Raw genomic sequence first — 16,326 nt, 5'->3', positions numbered from 1 at the left:
ACGCTTAGATGCCTTGCTTCAGGGACGCGGAAATGAATTCGTCCAGGTCGCCGTCCAGCACTTTGCCGGTGTTGCCGGTTTCGAAGCCGGTGCGCAGGTCCTTGATGCGGGACTGATCCAGCACGTAGGAGCGGATCTGGTGGCCCCAGCCCACATCCGTCTTGGAGTCTTCCAGCGACTGCTGCTCGCTCATGCGCTTGCGCAGTTCCAGTTCGTACAGCTTGGCCTTCAGCATGTCCATCGCCTCGGCCTTGTTGCGGTGCTGGGAACGGTCGTTCTGGCACTGCACCACAATACCGGACGGGCCGTGCGTAATACGCACCGCGGAGTCGGTCTTGTTAATATGCTGGCCGCCGGCGCCGGATGCACGGTAGGTGTCGATGCGCAGGTCGGCCGGGTTGATCTCGATCTCGATCGAATCATCCACTTCCGGGTACACGAACAGCGACACGAACGAGGTGTGGCGGCCGCCCGAGGAGTCGAACGGCGACTTGCGCACCAGGCGGTGTACGCCGGTTTCGGTACGCAGGTGGCCATAGGCGTATTCGCCTTCCACTTTCAAGGTCGCGGTCTTGATACCAGCAACTTCGCCCTCGGATTCTTCCAGCACTTCGGCCTTGAAGCCCTTGCGGTCGCAATAGCGCAGGTATTGGCGCAGCAGCATGGACGCCCAGTCCTGGGCTTCGGTGCCGCCGGCGCCGGCCTGGATGTCGATGAAGCAGTTGTTCGGGTCCATCGGGTTGCTGAACATACGGCGGAATTCCATCTGTTCGATGATCTTCTGGATTTCCGCGGTGTCCGCCATCACGGCTTCGAGCGTGTCGTCGTCGCCTTCTTCCTTGCCCATCGCGAACAGTTCGTTCATGTCGCTCAGGTCGCTCTGCGCCTTTTGCAGGGTGAGCACGACACCTTCGAGGGCTTTTTTCTCACGGCCCATGTCCTGGGCTTTTTTCGGGTCATTCCAAACGGCCGGATCTTCGAGTTCGGCGTTCAGTTGTTCCAGTTTCTCCGACTTCTTATCGAAGTCAAAGATACCTCCGAAGTTCGGCTTCGCGGGTAGTCAGGTCCGCGAGCAGGTTGGCGAGGGAATTGATGCGTTCAGCTTCCATGGTTTCCAGGTTTCTTTAAGTGAAATCAAACCGGGAATTATACCCCGTCTGGGGCTTGGCGCGGGAGCGAAGTCGGGGTTAAGCACGCCACCTTTCGCCCTGATGTTGCTTATTCTGCAATAGCGGTCGCCACATGCTTGCTCGGCGATGCCGAAATGGCAAGGATGATAGAACGCCCGCAATTTGCGACAATGCGGTTTTTAACCATGGAAAACCCCATGCGCGTCCTTCTTGTTGCTCCCGCCATTTTTCTCGCTGCTTGCAGCAGTATGCCGCCGTCGCCATCCGCGCTGGCCGGCGCCCGCGCTTCGCTTGCAGTGCTGGAAACGACGGATTTGCACGCGAATGTGCTGGGCTACGACTACTACAAGCTGGCGCCCGACACCTCGCTCGGCCTGGAACGCACCGCGACCCTGATCCGCCAGGCGCGCAAGGAGTTTGCCAACACGCTGTTGCTGGACAATGGCGACACCATCCAGGGCACGGCCCTGGGCGATTACCAGGCACTGGTGGCGCCGGTGGGCTGTGGGCAGCCGCTGGCGATCCATAAGGCGATGAATACGCTGGGCTATGAAGGCGGTTCCGTCGGTAACCATGAATTCAACTGGGGCCTGGGCTTCCTTGGCCAGGTGACGGGCAGCCGCTTCGGTGTGGAGGGCACGCCATCGCGCAGCCAGCCATGCGCCGGACCGGCTTTCCCGATCGTGCTGGCGAACGTGGTCAGCGCGCGCGATGGCAAGCCGCTGTTCGAGCCTTATCGCATATTGGACAAGCAGGTGACGATCACCGGCCCGGACGGCAAGCCGGCGCAGGCCGTGGTCAAGGTGGGGATCATCGGCTTTACCACGCCCGCTATCATGGGGTGGGACAAGCGCTGGCTGGACGGGCGCATTCGCACGGAAGGCTGGCGCGAGACGGCGCAACGCTACATCCCCGAAATGCAGGCACGCGGGGCGGAAGTCATCGTGGCGATCTCGCACGGCGGGCTGGATGGGGCGGGCTATACGCCGGCCATGGAGAACGGCAGCTGGCACCTGGCGCAGGTGGCGGGCATCGACGCGCTGCTGCTCGGCCATTCGCACGATGTGTTCCCGAACGCCGCCAGCAAGGCGGCCAGTTTTAACCTGCCTGGCGTGGACAAGGCGCAAGGCCGGGTGCATGGCGTGCCGACCGTGATGCCTGGCCTTTGGGGCAAGCATCTGGGGATCATCCAGCTGGCGCTGCGCCACGACGGCCAGCGCTGGGTGGCCGATGCCGGCGCGGCGCGCGTCGAAACGCGCAGCATCCAACGCTCGGACCGCAGCTTCGTGGAGCCCGACCCGGCAATTGCCGCGCTGGTGAAGGCCGAGCACGAGGCGACCATCGCTTATGTCAAAACGCCGGTGGGCGAAACGGACTTCCGCATGTCCGCCTATTTCGCCGATGTGGGCGACGTGTCGGCGATCCAGGTGGTGAACCAGGCGCAGGCCGACTATGTGCGGCGTCATGTGCAGGCCAACCTGCCGCAATATGCCGCGCTGCCGGTGCTGTCCGTCTCCGCACCGTTCAAAACCGGCGCCGCCGGCGTGGCCGATTACACCGACGTGGCGGCGGGCAGCATGGCCCTGAATAACGCGGCCGACCTGTACCTTTACCCAAACGACCTGCATGCGGTGAAGGTCGATGGCGCGGGGCTGAAAGCGTGGCTGGAGTGCGCCGCCGGGCGTTTCAACCAGATCGACCCTGCGCGCAGCGAGCCGCAGGAGCTGGTGAACGCCGGCTTCCCCGGCTTTAACTTCGATATGCTGACCGACGCCGACGTACGTTACCAGATCGACGTGACCCAGCCCGTTGGTCAGCGCATCAAAGGCCTTTCATGGCGCGGGCAGCCGGTGCGCGCCGAACAGGAGTTCATTGTGGCGACGAACAACTTCCGCGCCAGTGGTGGCGGCGGCTTTCCGGGGCTGGATGGCAGCAAGACCATTTTCGCCTCGCCGGACAATAACCGCGCGGTGCTGATCGACTACCTGAAAACGGTCAAGCGCATCAGCCGCACGGCAAACGGCTCGGCGCGCAGCTGGAGCTTCGTCCCGGTGAAAACGCGCGGCCCCGTGGTGTTCCGCTCCGCACCGGGCAAGCTGGCGCTGGCGCAGGAGGCGGGTATGGTTGGCGTGTCGCTGTATAAAGCGGACGATGGGTCGGGGAAGGGATACTCGCTGTATCAGTTTGCCCTGGATAGGTAACCATCCGACGGCTGCCAGGTCTTAATGCGGCTTGCGCTTCTCCTGCTGGACGAGAATAAACGGGCTGACGACGCTGGCCCACAGGTTGGCGTCTTCGGCAATCCATTGCTGGCATTGCGCATCGGAGGCCTTGGCGACTTGCCCAGCCGTCATCCAGGCCGAGATGCTGGCCTTGTCGTCGTGGGCGATGCGCACGGCGACGTCCACCAGGTCCAGTTCATCGGCCACCCAGATCACATTGCCCTGGGCGAAGTGCTTGAGCAGTTCGCTCCATGGGATGCGGGCGGTTTCGCGGTTGACTTTGGCGCGGAGCTCCGCGTCTTTTTCGGGTTTCAGCTGCATTTTTCTTTACTCTTGAATCGGTGGAATCTGCTCGACGATGGCCGCCGGGCTACCCCGCCATGTTAACCGATAGGCCGGCCCTTTGCGAACATTGCCCACCAGCGCGGGGCGGAAGCAGGCCAGGTTGGTGCCGCCCGGACGGCGCACGCTGGGGTAAATGATGCCGGTCGAGCCTTCGGCCAGCAGTTCGCGCGCGAGGCGCTGCGAGGCGACGTAGCTGTCGGGATCGAGGCAGGCTTCGTACTCGGGCAGTCCGTAAATATCGTGGAACTGGGCGCTGAAGTCGGACAGCAAGGCCTGGTAGCTCACCGTATCGTCAAAACGGTCAATTTCGGCGTATTCCACGGTCTTGTGGAAGATCACCTCGGCCAGGGCGGTGGCGTGCTCGAAGGCGCAATACCAGGCGCCACGCTGGCCGTCGTTGAAACGGCTGCCCTGCGGGCGGGCGTAAGTGAAGGCGGCATTGATGCTGCGGTAGTTGGGAACGTAGTACACCAGTTCTTCAATGCCGATGCCGAGGGCGCCGCCATGTTCGGCGCGCAGGCGGGCGTTGGTGGCGTTATCCAGTTCAAATAGCTGCCGCAGCTCGGCGTCGTTATCGGCCAGGGCGGACAGCACGGAATCTTCTTTGTCGACAAAGCGCGAGGGGATCAGGCGCACAGTGTCGAATTGGCGCAGCAGGCGAAATGGCGGCAATTACAGGCCTCCGCGACGGGCGTCGAGCAACTGGCGCACCGTTTGCATGGCGAGGATGCCGCCGGCCTGGATATAGTCCAGGGGCGTGCGGCCGCCAAAAATGCTGTTGCGGTTGGCAAGGCTGATCCATTCATCGGCCAGCTTGTCGCCGTAAATGATGTGCAGCGATTTGTAGATGCCGAGCAGGTAGGAAATGCGCGTGATGCGATCGACTTCCAGCACCCGGTCGGGATGTTTTTTCCACTCGTAGAAGGCGCTGCTGGACAGGCCGCCAAGCAGTTCGCGCGCGTCGTCGTCGCGCAGCTTCCAGGCTTCAGCCAGCTTGAAAAAGCCCTTGAGGGCGGCTTTCGACAGGCGTTCGCGCTCTTCCTTGCGGCTCAGGTCAACCGGTTGGGGAATGGCGTATTCGCTGTTGGGGTAGGCAAAGGCGGGAATCATATTTCCTCCGTTTCTGGATTCTTTATACTCCACTTCCGAATAACTTTCAAGTGCGTTCTATTCGCCCGTGATGAAAACCGCCGCCAATGCCTGGGATCAATATTGCACCACGTCATCTTCGAGGGCTTTGTTTGGCTCAGGGCCGCATTTGGGACGCGATGCCCTGTTGCTGGCGTCGCCCACGAGCGGCGCGCGGGATGACTTGCACTACCGGCTTTGCTAGTATTGGCCACCACATTCAACGGGAGGCATGATGAAACAAGCAGTCATCCTGGCATTGGCTATCGGTTGCGGCAGTACATTGGCGGCGCCCGGCAACGCGGAGTTGCAACAGCAGGTGGCCGATACCGAGCGCGCCTTTGCGGCCAGCATGGCCAAGCGCGACCACCAGGCTTTTGCTTCCTTCCTGGCCGACGAGGCGGTTTTCATCCACGGCCCGAAGACCTTCCGTGGTAAGGATGCCGTGGCGGCGGAGTGGAAAGCCTTCTACGAAAAGCCGGAAGCGCCTTTTAGCTGGGAGCCGGATGCGGTCGAAGTGCTGGACTCGGGCACCCTGGCGCATTCCTCGGGGCCGGTGCGCGACCCGCAAGGCAAGATCACCAGCCGTTTCAATTCCGTCTGGCGCCTGGAAGCGCCGGGAAAATGGCGCATCGTGTTCGACAAGGGCGAGCGTGTTTGCGACTGTAAGAAGTAATTACGCCGACTCGGCGTGCTCCACCAGCAGCTGCACGCGGGTGACGCCGTTGTACTCGTTGGCATCCAGTCGGAAAGCGACGCGCGCGCGTTCGCCCAGCGCATCGGTGTGGCCGAACCAGATCGCGTCATAGCGCACGCCGTTCTTTTCCAGCATCAGCTTCAGGTGGCGGTCTTTCAGGATGCGCTGGCTCAGCACGCGGAATTCGTCGCAGAAGACCGGCGGCGCAAAGCCCTGGCCCCAGACCTGGCCGTCGAGCAGTTCGATGAATTGGGTGGTGTAGCAGCCATCTTCCAGCGGGCCGTCGGTCTCCACCACGCGTTCCAGCTGCGATTCGGTGAGCCAGGACTGGCCGATCGCTTCAAACGCGGCGCAGAAATGCTCGAAAGCCTCGGCGCGCAGGCTCAGGCCCGCCGCCATGGCGTGGCCGCCGAACTTATCGATTACGCCCGGCGCGCGTTTTGAAACCAGGTCCAGCGCGTCGCGCAGGTGGAAGCCTGGAATGGAGCGCCCGGAACCCTTGATCATGCCGTCGCCCGCAGGCGCAAACGTGATGGTCGGGCGGTAGAAGCGTTCTTTCAGGCGCGAGGCGACGATGCCGATTACGCCCTGGTGCCAGCTTTCGTCGAACACGCAGATCGTGGTGCGGTCGGCGGGCTGGAAGTCGTCCAGGTGCAGCAGGGCTGCATCCTGCATTTCCGCTTCGATTTCGCGCCGTTTCAGGTTGATGTCGTTCAGTTGCTGCGCCAGTTCCCAGGCGCGGTCTTCATCGTCCGTGACCAGGCATTCGATACCGAGCGACATGTCTTCCAGGCGGCCGGCGGCGTTCAGGCGCGGGCCGAGGGCGAAGCCCAGGTCGAACGGCGAGGCGGTGCGCGCGGCGCGGCCGGAAACGCGGAACAGGGCGGCCACGCCGGGGTGCATGCGGCCGGCGCGCATGCGTTTTAGCCCTTGCGCCACCAGGATGCGGTTATTGGTGTCGAGCCGCACCACGTCGGCCACGGTGCCCAGGGCCACCAGGTCGAGCAGGGAATCCAGCTTGGGCTGGGTCTGGGCGTCGAACAGGCCGCGCCGCCGCATTTCCGCGCGCAGGGCCAGCAGGACGTAAAACACTACGCCCACGCCGGCCAGGTGCTTGGACGGGAAGCCGCATGCGGGTTGGTTCGGGTTGACGATCACGCGCGCGTCGGGCAGGGCGTCGCCGGGAAGGTGGTGGTCGGTCACCACCACGTCGATACCGCGCCGCTTGGCCTCTTCCACGCCTTCGATGCTGGCAATGCCGTTGTCGACGGTGATAATGATGTCCGGCGCCTTTTCGCGCGCGGTCAGTTCCACGATCTCCGGCGTCAGGCCGTAGCCGTATTCGAAGCGGTTGGGGACGATGAAATCGACCTTGGCGCCGAGGGCGCGCAGGCCGCGTAGCGCGGTGGCGCAGGCGGTGGCGCCGTCGCAGTCGTAGTCGGCCACGATGCACATGCGCTTGCCGGCGGCGATGGAGTCGGCCAGGAATACGGCGGCTTGGTCAATGTGAAGCAGGCCGGATGGCTGCATCAGGGCGGCCAGTTCGCTCGACAGCTCGCCCGGATCGCTCAGGCCGCGCGCAGCGAACAGGCGCGCCAGCACGGGGTGGATGCCGCCCTGCAGCAGGGTGTCGGTTTCGCGCTGCGGGCAGGGGCGGATGGCGATGCGGGTCATTGCGTGAGGTTCTTCAGGGTTTGCGCGCGCCAGAATTTGCGTAAGGCGGCTTTGGTGGCGCGGATTTCTTTCCAGCCCTCGCGATGGGTCAGGACCAGGGTCAGTTCGCTGGTGCTGCCGTCTTGCAGGGCGGCCAGCAGGGGGGCGAACCATTCCTGTTCGAGCTGCTGGATGGCGCCCAGCCAGGCGCCCCAGTCATTGCCGGCGGCGGCGGGAATCAGCTGCGGCAGGACGATGACGCCGGATTCCCCGGGTGCGGCTTTGGCGCCGGGCGTGGCCAGGGCCTGCAACCAGCCGGGAACCGGGGCCGCGCCGGAAGCCGCCACGGCGAGGCGCGGTGTGCTGCTGCCATTGGCCTGAGCCGGGCCGCCACCCCACATCCAGAATGAATTCACCGGCGCCAGGCCGCGCTGCTGGCGCGCCTCGTTCACCGGGTGCTCGTGCCAGAGCATCTGGATTTCGTTCTGCAGCTTTTTGAAGCCCAGCGCGGTCGGGCCGGCGGGCATCCAGTCGGCCAGGTTGCTGCCCATGGCCGCATCGGGCGAGGCGGTATCCAGCCCTTGCCAGCTATCGGCGCGCATGAACCAGGTGTTCGCGTCGCCCCAGACCAGTTCATCGAAAAATGGCTTGGCCAGGTCGAACAGCACCCGCGCATCGGCTTCGGCCAGCTGCAGGCGGCGTGTGTCGGCCAGGACCAGGTGGTTGCGGGCGAGCTGGATATGCACCGGGTGGACGATAAACCAGTGGCCCTGCGCCGGTTCCAGCGCGAATCCGCGCATGACCGCCGCCGCCAGCGGCGCACCGGCGGCATTGGCCAGCCAGGATTCGTGCGGCAGCACGCGGCTATCCTCCGCGCCAGCATGTTTTTTTAATACGCTGTTACGGGACAGTAAAGCCGCCAGGGCTGGGGCCTGCAGGTTGCGGGACAGCTCCGGCGCCAGTTCGGCGGGCGGCAAAGCAAAGGGGATTACGACGGTCGTGGAAGCCATGCGGCATTGTAGTGGAATCTCTTTATATGGCAAACTGCGGGTTTTACTGTGTCAAATTGATAAAAATGCCGTTTGAATGGCTGGTAGGCCTGCGCTACACCCGCGCTGGCCGGCGCAATGGGCGCAATAGTTTCATTTCCTTTATCTCGGCGATTTCGATGGCGGGTATCGCGCTTGGCGTTACCGCGCTGATTGTCGTGCTGTCCGTCTACAACGGCTTCCAGAAGGTGGTGACCGAGCGCATGGTGTCGGTCCTGGGGCACGTGGAGGTCTATGACGTGGGCGGCACCGGCTTTGCCGACTGGCGCACGGCTGCCGCCGGCGCTGCCCGCAACCCGCAGGTGAAGGGCGCGGCGCCGTTCGTCGAGATGCAGGGCATGCTGGTGCATGGCGGCGACAAGCTGCGCCCGTCCGTGGTGCGCGGCATCCTGCCGGAGGAGGAACCAAAAGTTTCCGATATCGGCGAGCAGATCAAGGAGGGCAGCCTGGACGTGCTGAAGCCGGGCGCCTTCAACATCATCCTGGGCGCCGAATTGGCGCGCGAGCTGGAGGCCAAAGTGGGCGACCGTGTGGCGCTCGCCCTGTCGCAGGGGAATTCGCTGTCGAATATGGCACCGACCTTGCGCTCCTTCACCGTGGCCGGCATTTTCGAGGTGGGCCACAACGAATTCGATTCCGGCCTGGCGCTGGTGCATATGGAAGACGGCCTGCCGCTGCTGAACATGAGCGGACCGTTCGCCCTGCGCCTGCGCCTGCAGGACATGCAGCAAGCCCCCGCCGTGGCCAATGAGCTGCGTGCTGCGCTGCCGGGCCAACTGGTGGTGCGCGACTGGACCAAGCAGAATGCCGGCTGGCTGGCGGTGGTCAAGTCGCAAAAGAGCATGATGTTCATTATCCTCACGCTGATCATCGCGGTGGCGGCCTTCAACCTGGTGGCCACGCTGGTGATGACGGTGACCGACAAACAGGCCGATATCGCCATCCTGCGCACGCTGGGCGCTTCGCCGTTCTCGATCATGAAGATTTTTGTGGTGCAGGGCGCGCTGGTCGGCGTGCTCGGCACGATGATCGGCGTGGCGGCGGGCGTGGTGCTGGCCATGAACGTGGGCGTGATCGTGCCGGCGATTGAAAGCATGTTCGGCATGAAGTTCCTGTCCAAGGATATCTATTTCATTAGTGCCGTGCCGTCCGACCTGCGCTGGAGCGATGTCGCCGCCATCGGCGCCACGTCGGTGCTGCTGGCACTTGTTTCGACGCTGTACCCAAGCTGGTGGGCTGCCCGCGTTAAACCTGCGGAGGCCCTGCGTTATGAATAATCTTCCATTTGAATGGCTGGTCGGCCTGCGCTATACCCGCGCGGGCAAACGCAGCGGCCGCAATAGCTTTATCTCCTTTATTTCACTGATTTCGGTCAGCGGCATTGCGCTGGGCGTGGGGGCCATGATCATCATCCTGTCGGTGATGAACGGCTTCCGCAAGGACGTGACGGGCCGCATGCTGTCGGTGCTGGCCCACGTGGAAGTGTTTGAACGCGGCTCCAGCTTGCCGGATTGGCAAGGACTGGCGCAGCGCCTGCAAACCAATCCCGAGGTGACGGGCGTGGCGCCGTTCGTGCAGGCCCAGGCCATGCTGTCGCGCGGCGGCGAGGCTTTGCGTCCCGCCGTGGTGCGCGGCGTGCTGCCGTCGCAGGAGCCGAACGTGTCCGACCTGGCGCGCACCACGCGCTACGGCAGCTTCAACGAGCTGCAGCCGGGCGAGTTCCGCATTGTGCTGGGCATCGACCTGGCGCGCGCCTTGCAGGTGAACCTGGGTGATAAGGTGACCATGGTGCTGCCGCAAGGGACCGTGACCCCGGCTGGCATTGTGCCGCGCATGCGCAATTTCACGGTGGCAGGCGTGTTCGTGGCGGGCCATCCGGAGTTCGATGCCGGCATGGCATTTGTCCATATAGAAGACGCGCAAAAGCTGCTGCGTCTGGAAGGCCCGGCCGGCTTGCGCCTGCGCCTGGCCGATATGCATCGCGCGCCGGAAGTGGCGCAGGAGCTGCAAAAACTGGTGCCGACGTCACTGACTGTACGGGATTGGTCAAAACTCAATGCGAACTGGTTTGCGGCGGTGCAAACTGAGAAACGCATGATGTTTGTGGTGCTGGCGCTGATCGTTGCGGTGGCGGCTTTCAACCTGGTCTCGACCCTGGTCATGACGGTGACGGACAAGCAGGCTGATATCGCCATCCTGCGCACCATTGGCGCATCGCCGCGCTCGATCCAGAAGATCTTCATGATCCAGGGCGCGCTGGTCGGCCTGCTGGGCGCAGCGCTGGGCGTGGGCGGCGGGGTGCTGGTGTCGCTGAATATTGATGTCATTGTTCCATTTATTGAAAACCTCTTGGGAGTGCAGTTCTTGTCGAAGGATCTTTACACAATCAGCACCGTGCCGTCGGACATGCATTGGTCCGACGTGGGCGTGATCGGCGCAGTGGCCGTGCTGCTGGCGTTTGCCGCGACCCTGTATCCGAGCCGCTGGGCTGCCAATGTCAAACCTGCGGAGGCGCTGCGCTATGAGTGATGTACTGAGCTGCCGGAATCTCGGCAAAACCTTCACCCAGGGCGCGTATGTCGTCAAGGTGCTGGAAAAAATCGACCTGTCGGTGCAGCGCGGCGAGCGCGTGGCGATCGTCGGCGCCTCCGGCTCCGGCAAATCGACCCTGCTGCATTTGCTGGGCGGGCTGGATACGCCCAGCACCGGCAATGTGGTACTGAAGGGCGACGATTTCGCCTCCCTGAACGAGACCGCGCGCGGCGAGCTGCGCAACCGGGAGCTGGGCTTCGTCTACCAGTTCCACCACCTGCTGCCGGAGTTCTCGGCACTGGACAATGTGGCCATGCCGCTGCTGATCCGCCGCATGAAGCGCGCCGAGGCCGAGCAAAAGGCGCAGGAAATGCTGGCCCGCGTGGGGCTGGCCAAACGCGTGACGCACGTGCCCGGCGAGCTGTCCGGCGGCGAACGCCAGCGCGTGGCCCTGGCGCGCGCCCTGGTGACGCAGCCCTCCTGCGTACTGGCCGACGAGCCAACCGGTAACCTCGATCATTCGACGGCCGAGCAGGTGTTCGACCTGATGCTGGAACTGTCGCGCACCCTGGGCACGGCCTTCGTGATCGTGACCCACGATCCGGAGCTGGCGCGCCGCTGCGACCGCATGCTGCGCCTGACCGACGAAGGCTTGAATCCCGCTTGACGGGGACCATTATGTGGATCGATACCCATTGCCACCTCGACGCCCATGAATTCGGCGACCAGGCCGACTCGCTGGCGCTGGCGGCCCAGGCGCAGGAGCGCGGCGTGGGCATGGTGGTGATTCCCGCCGTCGACCGCGCCAATTTCCCGATTGTGCGCGAGCTGGCGCACAAGGCGCCAAATGCCTCGTATGCGCTGGGCATCCATCCGATTTATGTGCCGCATGCGGTGGAGGACGACCTGGCCTTCATGCGCGAGGCGGTGGCCGAGGCGATGGCCGATCCTCGTTTTGTAGCGATCGGCGAGATCGGGCTGGATTTCTTCATTCCCATGCTGTGCGAGCCGGAGATGCGGGAGAAGCAGGTGTTCTTTTTGCGCGAACAGCTCCGCATCGCGCGCGATTTCGGGCTGCCAGTGCTTTGCCACGTGCGCAAATCGCAGGACCAGGTGCTGAAACATGTGCGCCAGATCGGGCCGGCGGGCGGCATTGCCCACGCCTTCAACGGCAGCTTCCAGCAGGCGCAGGCCTATATCGATGCCGGCTTTAAGCTGGGCTTTGGCGGCAACCTGACGTTCACCCGGGCTTTGCAGATTCGTCGCCTGGCGGCGGAGCTGCCGCTGTCGGCCATTGTGGTGGAGACGGACGCGCCGGATATTGCGCCGTCCTGGGTGCACCCGGGCGTGAATACGCCGGCCGAAGTGGCGAACATCGGCGCGGCGCTGGCTGAACTGCGCGGCGATGGCGCGCCTTGCGTCGCCAAGGCCACCACCACGAACGCTTTGGATGTGATGCCGCGCTTGCGGGCCTTGATGGCCGCCTGAGCGGCCAGCCAGCCGGGGAGGGGAGATGCGCTGCGCAATCCTCGGCCTGGTGGGCGGTGCGGCGTGGCTGCACAGGCAGGCCAGCCTGCCGGACGGCGAGGCGCTGCTGGCCTGCGTTCTCGGTGCTCTGTTTTCCGTCCTGGCCGGCGCGCTGCTGCGGCGCCGGGGCGGGGCCAGGATGCCGGGGGCCATCTTGGTGCTGCTGCGCGCTGCGCTGGCTGGGCTTGCCGGCGCACTGCTCGGTTTTGCCTGGAGCGCCCATGTGGCGCAGGGCGCGCTTGCCCAGGACTTGGCCAAGGCCGATGAAGGCCGCGATATCGACATCGTCGGCACCATTGACAGCCTGCCCAGCCGGCAGGAAGGCAGCACCCGCTTCAACTTCGCCGTGGAATCGCCTGCCGCGGTGCCGCCGCGCATCGTGCTGTCCTGGTACGCGGGCCGCACTGGCGCCCTGTCGCCCCCGCCGCAGCTGCTGCCGGGCGAGCGCTGGCGGCTCAAGGTGCGCTTGCAGCGGCCGCACGGCAATGCCAACCCCCACGGTTTCGATTACGAGCTCTGGCTGCTGGAGCAAGGCATACGCGCCACGGGCTATGTGCGTCCCGAGGGGCCGAATGAGCGCCTGTCAGCCTTCGCGCCGTCCGCGCACAATGCGGTGGAGCGCGCGCGCTTTGCGATCCGCGAGCATATCGCCGACGCTTTGCAGGAGCGCCGCTATGCCGGCGTGATCGCCGCGCTGGCCATGGGCGACCAGCGCGGTATTTCACAGCAGGACTGGCAAGTCTTCAGCCGCACCGGCATCGCCCACCTGGTCTCGATCTCCGGCCTGCACATCACCATGATCGCCGGGCTGGTGGCGTGGCTGGCCGGTTGGCTATGGCGGAAATCCTTCTTCATGCCGGCATGGCAATTGCCTTTGCGCCTGCCAGCGCCGCGCGTCGCCGTGCTGGCCGGGCTGCTGGCGGCCTGGATGTATGTGGCGCTGGCTGGCTTCGGCGTGCCGGCGCAGCGCACCCTGTACATGCTGGCGGTCGTCGCCGCTGCCATGTGGCTGGACCGTCTGGCGGCCATCTCGCATGTGCTGGCCCTGGCCGCCGGCGTGGTGGTGCTGCTCGATCCCTGGGCCGTGATGTGGCCGGGGTTCTGGCTCTCGTTCGGCGCGGTGGCGGTCATTCTTTACGCAACGGTTGGCCGGATGGGGCATGTGCGGGTGCCCAAGGGCGCGAGCCGCGCAGCGCCGGAGCCGCACCCGGCACGCGCGTGGCGCGCGCGGCAGTTGGCGAATTTACGGCTCGCGGCAGTCACGCAGTTTGCGGTGACCGCAGGGCTGGTGCCGCTGACGATATTGCTTTTCTCGCAGGTCTCCATCGTCAGCCCCTTGGCGAACGCGATCGCCATTCCCGTCATCAGCCTGCTGGTTACGCCACTGGCGCTGCTGGGAAGCGTCCTGCCGGCGGTGCTGGCAGGGCCCGTGCTGCGTTGCGCGCACTGGATACTGGAGCTTCTGCTGGACATGCTGCAATGGCTCTCGGCGCAGCCGCTGGCCGTGTGGTCCGCGCCGGCCCCGGATTGGCCCACTTTCGCCTTCGCCCTGGCCGGCACCGTATGGATGCTGGCGCCGCGCGGCTGGCCGATGCGCTGGCTGGGCCTTGCCTGCTGGCTGCCGCTGCTGGCGGCGTCTCCGGTCAGCCCGCCGCCAGGCACTGCGCGCGTGATCGCCTTCGACGTGGGGCAGGGCATGGCCCTCCTCGTGGAAACGGCGACCCACCGCCTGCTGTACGACAGCGGCCCGACCTACACGCCGGAAGCGAACGGCGGCAACCGCGTTGTCCTGCCATACCTGCGGGCGCGCGGCATCACGGCGCTGGACGTCATGGTCGTCAGCCACAGCGACAGCGACCACTCTGGCGGCGCGCTGGCGGTCTTGCGCGATACAAGGACGGCAAAGCTCATGTCCTCACTGCCGCCGGGGCATCCCATCACTGAAGCCGCCGTCCGGCACCAGCAATGCATCGCCGGCCAGGCGTGGGAGTGGGATGGCGTGCAGTTCGAGATGCTGCATCCAACGCTGGCCAGCCATGACGACCCCGCGCTGAAGCCCAACGCGCGCGGCTGCACCCTGCGCATCACGGCGGCCGGCCGCAGCATCCTGCTGCCGGCCGATATCGAAGCCGCGCAGGAAGCGCAATTGCTCGCCGCCGTGCCGGAAAAGCTGCCGGCGGAGATCCTGCTCGTGCCGCACCACGGCAGCGGCACGTCGTCCACGCCCGGGTTCCTGAACGCTGTGCAGCCGCGCCATGCCATCTTCCAGCTTGGCTACCGCAACCGCTACCGCCACCCGCGTGCCGACGTGCTGGAACGCTACCGCGCCATGGGCGCCGGCATCTGGCGCACCGATGAAGCGGGCGCCGTGAGCCTGGAAATAGGCCCCGGCGTGACCCTGGAAGCCTATCGGCAGCAGCACCCACGCTACTGGTATGGCCGCTGAGCGAGCGGCGTTGTCTTTTGAGCATTATCGCCGGCGCAAGAACGCCCGACTGGCACGACATGAAAACCTGAGCGATAATTAGAAGCTTTGTACAAAACGTTTGTTGCCGTAGCTTCTAGAATAAGTTGATGACGAAACCGAAAGTTCATTTCGCACATGCGAACAGCTATCCCTCGGGGACCTATCGCCAATTCTTCGAATACCTGGGCAGGGACTTTGAAGTGCAGGCGCTGGACATGCACGGCCATAATCCCGAATTCCCGGTGGAAGACGGCTGGGCCAAGCTGGTGGAAGAACTGGTCGCCGAGCTGGAGGCGCGCTACAGCGAGCCGGTCATCCTGGTCGGCCACTCCCTGGGTGGCATGCTTAGCCTGATGGCGGCAGCCCGGCGGCCGGACCTGGCGCGCTGCGTCGTGATGCTGGATTCCCCCGTGGTGGCTGGCTGGCGCGCCACCGTATGGCGCCTGTTCAAAGGCACACGGCTGGCGGACCGTTATTCGCCGGCGCGCTTCTCGGCCAAGCGCCGCAATGTATGGCCCGGCCATAAGGAAGCGATGCGCCATTTCGCCAGCAAGGAAATTTTCGGCGCCTGGGCGCCCGGCGTGCTGCAGGATTACCTGGAACACGGCCTGGTCGAACACCCGGAAGGCGTGCAATTGCGCTTTACGCGCGAGGCTGAAACCGCCATCTACCGTACTTTGCCGCACCACATTGGCGACCTGGTAAAGGGCCAGTTCCCGGTGCCGGTGGCCTATGTGGCGGGCGACAACTCTGAAGAAAACCGCCAGGCGGGCCTGGAGCACACGCGCAAGCTGGTGGGGCGGAACTTCCGCATGATGCGCGGTTCTCACCTGTTCCCGATGGAGATGCCGCGCCAGGCTGCCGAACTGACGCGCGACCTGATCCGCCAGATGCTGGGCGACGCGCTGCATACCACGCCGGCGCCGGGCGCCGTGCCCACCGCAGAGCCCCAGCGACTGCGCGCCTAATGTAAAATTCGCACAATTAATTAAACTAGAAAGTCCCAGCGATGACGATTAAAAGCGACAAATGGATTCGCCGCATGGCGGAGCAGCACAGCATGATCGAGCCTTACGAGCCAGGCCAGGTGCGTTCCGTGGATGGCCGCAAAGTGATTTCCTACGGCACTTCGTCGTACGGCTACGATATCCGCTGCGCCGACGAGTTCAAGGTCTTCACCAACATTAACAGCACCATCGTCGATCCCAAGAACTTCGACTCCAACTCCTTCGTGGACGTGAAGAGCGATGTCTGCATCATCCCGCCGAACTCCTTCGCGCTGGCCCGCACCATCGAGTACTTCCGCATTCCGCGCAATGTGCTGACCGTCTGCCTGGGCAAATCGACCTATGCGCGTTGCGGCATCATCGTCAACGTGACCCCGTTCGAACCTGAGTGGGAAGGCTATGTGACCCTGGAATTTTCCAACACCACCCCGCTGCCAGCCAAGATTTACGCCGGCGAGGGCTGCGCCCAGGTGCTGTTCTTCGAGAGCGATGAAGTGTGCGAAGTGTCGTACAAAGACCGTAACGGCAAGTACCAGGGCCAGCACGGCGTGACCCTGCCTAAGGCCTAA

The 16,326-nt window shown here is 64.4% G+C and carries 15 protein-coding genes; 9 read left to right on the top strand and 6 right to left on the bottom strand.

All coding sequences use genetic code 11. The annotated features are described in order from the left end of the window. Positions 1-4: 4 nt before the first annotated feature. A protein-coding gene (gene prfB / locus GTP41_RS16930; RefSeq protein ID WP_161026747.1) for a peptide chain release factor 2 occupies positions 5-1,109 on the bottom strand; the annotation gives its coding sequence in 2 pieces (ribosomal slippage) (positions 5-1,027 and positions 1,029-1,109; 1,104 coding nt in all). Positions 1,110-1,300: 191 nt separating this feature from the next. Here prfB and GTP41_RS16925 point away from each other — a divergent pair. Next, positions 1,301-3,331: a bifunctional 2',3'-cyclic-nucleotide 2'-phosphodiesterase/3'-nucleotidase gene (locus tag GTP41_RS16925; RefSeq protein ID WP_161026746.1), complete on the top strand. Its 2,031-nt coding sequence runs from the start codon at positions 1,301-1,303 to the stop codon at positions 3,329-3,331. A gap of 21 nt (positions 3,332-3,352) precedes the next feature. Here GTP41_RS16925 and GTP41_RS16920 read toward each other — a convergent pair whose 3' ends face one another. Genes GTP41_RS16920 through GTP41_RS16910 form a run of 3 tightly spaced genes read right to left on the bottom strand, consistent with a single transcriptional unit; the run spans position 3,353 to position 4,807 of the window. After that, positions 3,353-3,673, bottom strand: coding sequence for a DUF2288 domain-containing protein (locus tag GTP41_RS16920; RefSeq protein WP_161026745.1), 321 nt, complete (start codon positions 3,671-3,673; stop codon positions 3,353-3,355). Positions 3,674-3,679: 6 nt separating this feature from the next. Beyond that, entirely contained in the window at positions 3,680-4,369 is a 690-nt protein-coding gene (locus GTP41_RS16915; RefSeq protein WP_161026744.1) for an RES family NAD+ phosphorylase, read from the bottom strand. Continuing rightward, positions 4,370-4,807 (bottom strand): MbcA/ParS/Xre antitoxin family protein, encoded by a 438-nt coding sequence (locus GTP41_RS16910; protein ID WP_161026743.1) that lies wholly within the window; start codon positions 4,805-4,807, stop codon positions 4,370-4,372. 250 nt (positions 4,808-5,057) lie between these two features. Between GTP41_RS16910 and GTP41_RS16905 the strand changes: the two genes are divergently transcribed. Further along, complete coding sequence (locus GTP41_RS16905) at positions 5,058-5,501, top strand: YybH family protein (RefSeq protein ID WP_202419766.1); 444 nt, start codon at positions 5,058-5,060, stop codon at positions 5,499-5,501. Here the strand turns inward: GTP41_RS16905 and recJ are convergent, their stop codons facing one another. Beyond that, positions 5,502-7,196, bottom strand: coding sequence for a single-stranded-DNA-specific exonuclease RecJ (gene recJ, locus GTP41_RS16900; protein ID WP_161026742.1), 1,695 nt, complete (start codon positions 7,194-7,196; stop codon positions 5,502-5,504). Next, positions 7,193-8,185, bottom strand: coding sequence for a hypothetical protein (locus GTP41_RS16895; protein ID WP_161026741.1), 993 nt, complete (start codon positions 8,183-8,185; stop codon positions 7,193-7,195). Before GTP41_RS16895 ends, recJ begins: the two co-directional genes overlap by 4 nt. 65 nt (positions 8,186-8,250) lie before the next feature. On the opposite strand from GTP41_RS16895, the gene GTP41_RS16890 reads away from it, so the two are divergent. The 7 genes from GTP41_RS16890 (at position 8,251) to dcd (ending at position 16,326) form a co-directional block, all read left to right on the top strand. Further along, positions 8,251-9,501 (top strand): lipoprotein-releasing ABC transporter permease subunit, encoded by a 1,251-nt coding sequence (locus GTP41_RS16890; RefSeq protein WP_229502918.1) that lies wholly within the window; start codon positions 8,251-8,253, stop codon positions 9,499-9,501. After that, the gene (locus GTP41_RS16885) at positions 9,494-10,753 is read left to right on the top strand and encodes a lipoprotein-releasing ABC transporter permease subunit (RefSeq protein ID WP_161026739.1); all 1,260 of its coding nucleotides are present in this window, start codon (positions 9,494-9,496) and stop codon (positions 10,751-10,753) included. The genes GTP41_RS16890 and GTP41_RS16885 overlap by 8 nt, the downstream gene beginning before the upstream one ends. After that, entirely contained in the window at positions 10,746-11,423 is a 678-nt protein-coding gene (gene lolD, locus GTP41_RS16880; protein ID WP_161026738.1) for a lipoprotein-releasing ABC transporter ATP-binding protein LolD, read from the top strand. The genes GTP41_RS16885 and lolD overlap by 8 nt, the downstream gene beginning before the upstream one ends. 11 nt (positions 11,424-11,434) lie before the next feature. Beyond that, the gene (locus GTP41_RS16875; RefSeq protein ID WP_161026737.1) at positions 11,435-12,244 is read left to right on the top strand and encodes a TatD family hydrolase; all 810 of its coding nucleotides are present in this window, start codon (positions 11,435-11,437) and stop codon (positions 12,242-12,244) included. A 25-nt stretch (positions 12,245-12,269) separates the two neighbouring features. Then, entirely contained in the window at positions 12,270-14,729 is a 2,460-nt protein-coding gene (locus tag GTP41_RS16870; protein ID WP_161026736.1) for a DNA internalization-related competence protein ComEC/Rec2, read from the top strand. Positions 14,730-14,857: 128 nt separating this feature from the next. Then, a complete protein-coding gene (locus tag GTP41_RS16865; protein WP_161026735.1) occupies positions 14,858-15,718 on the top strand; it encodes an alpha/beta fold hydrolase in 861 nt (286 codons plus the stop codon). Positions 15,719-15,759: 41 nt separating this feature from the next. Further along, on the top strand, positions 15,760-16,326 hold the full coding sequence (gene dcd / locus GTP41_RS16860) for a dCTP deaminase (protein WP_161026734.1): 567 nt from the start codon (positions 15,760-15,762) through the stop codon (positions 16,324-16,326).

The sequence above is a fragment of the Pseudoduganella guangdongensis genome (genome assembly GCF_009857475.1).
Classification (GTDB): Bacteria; Pseudomonadota; Gammaproteobacteria; order Burkholderiales; family Burkholderiaceae_D; genus Rugamonas; species Rugamonas guangdongensis.
Note: the sequence above shows the minus strand (reverse complement) of the source record. Positions and strands in the feature narration are given on the sequence as shown.

Bases quoted from the DNA above. Each gene is read 5' to 3' on its own strand.
- GTP41_RS16895 (WP_161026741.1), bottom strand. From the start codon at position 8,185: ATGGCTTCCACGACCGTCGTAATCCCCTTTGCTTTGCCGCCCGCCGAA.
- GTP41_RS16885 (WP_161026739.1), top strand. From the start codon at position 9,494: ATGAATAATCTTCCATTTGAATGGCTGGTCGGCCTGCGCTATACCCGC.
- GTP41_RS16875 (WP_161026737.1), top strand. From the start codon at position 11,435: ATGTGGATCGATACCCATTGCCACCTCGACGCCCATGAATTCGGCGAC.
- GTP41_RS16920 (WP_161026745.1), bottom strand. From the start codon at position 3,673: ATGCAGCTGAAACCCGAAAAAGACGCGGAGCTCCGCGCCAAAGTCAAC.
- GTP41_RS16910 (WP_161026743.1), bottom strand. From the start codon at position 4,807: ATGATTCCCGCCTTTGCCTACCCCAACAGCGAATACGCCATTCCCCAA.
- GTP41_RS16865 (WP_161026735.1), top strand. From the start codon at position 14,858: ATGACGAAACCGAAAGTTCATTTCGCACATGCGAACAGCTATCCCTCG.
- GTP41_RS16905 (WP_202419766.1), top strand. From the start codon at position 5,058: ATGATGAAACAAGCAGTCATCCTGGCATTGGCTATCGGTTGCGGCAGT.
- GTP41_RS16870 (WP_161026736.1), top strand. From the start codon at position 12,270: ATGCGCTGCGCAATCCTCGGCCTGGTGGGCGGTGCGGCGTGGCTGCAC.
- GTP41_RS16890 (WP_229502918.1), top strand. From the start codon at position 8,251: ATGCCGTTTGAATGGCTGGTAGGCCTGCGCTACACCCGCGCTGGCCGG.
- dcd (WP_161026734.1), top strand. From the start codon at position 15,760: ATGACGATTAAAAGCGACAAATGGATTCGCCGCATGGCGGAGCAGCAC.
- recJ (WP_161026742.1), bottom strand. From the start codon at position 7,196: ATGACCCGCATCGCCATCCGCCCCTGCCCGCAGCGCGAAACCGACACC.
- GTP41_RS16925 (WP_161026746.1), top strand. From the start codon at position 1,301: ATGCGGTTTTTAACCATGGAAAACCCCATGCGCGTCCTTCTTGTTGCT.
- lolD (WP_161026738.1), top strand. From the start codon at position 10,746: ATGAGTGATGTACTGAGCTGCCGGAATCTCGGCAAAACCTTCACCCAG.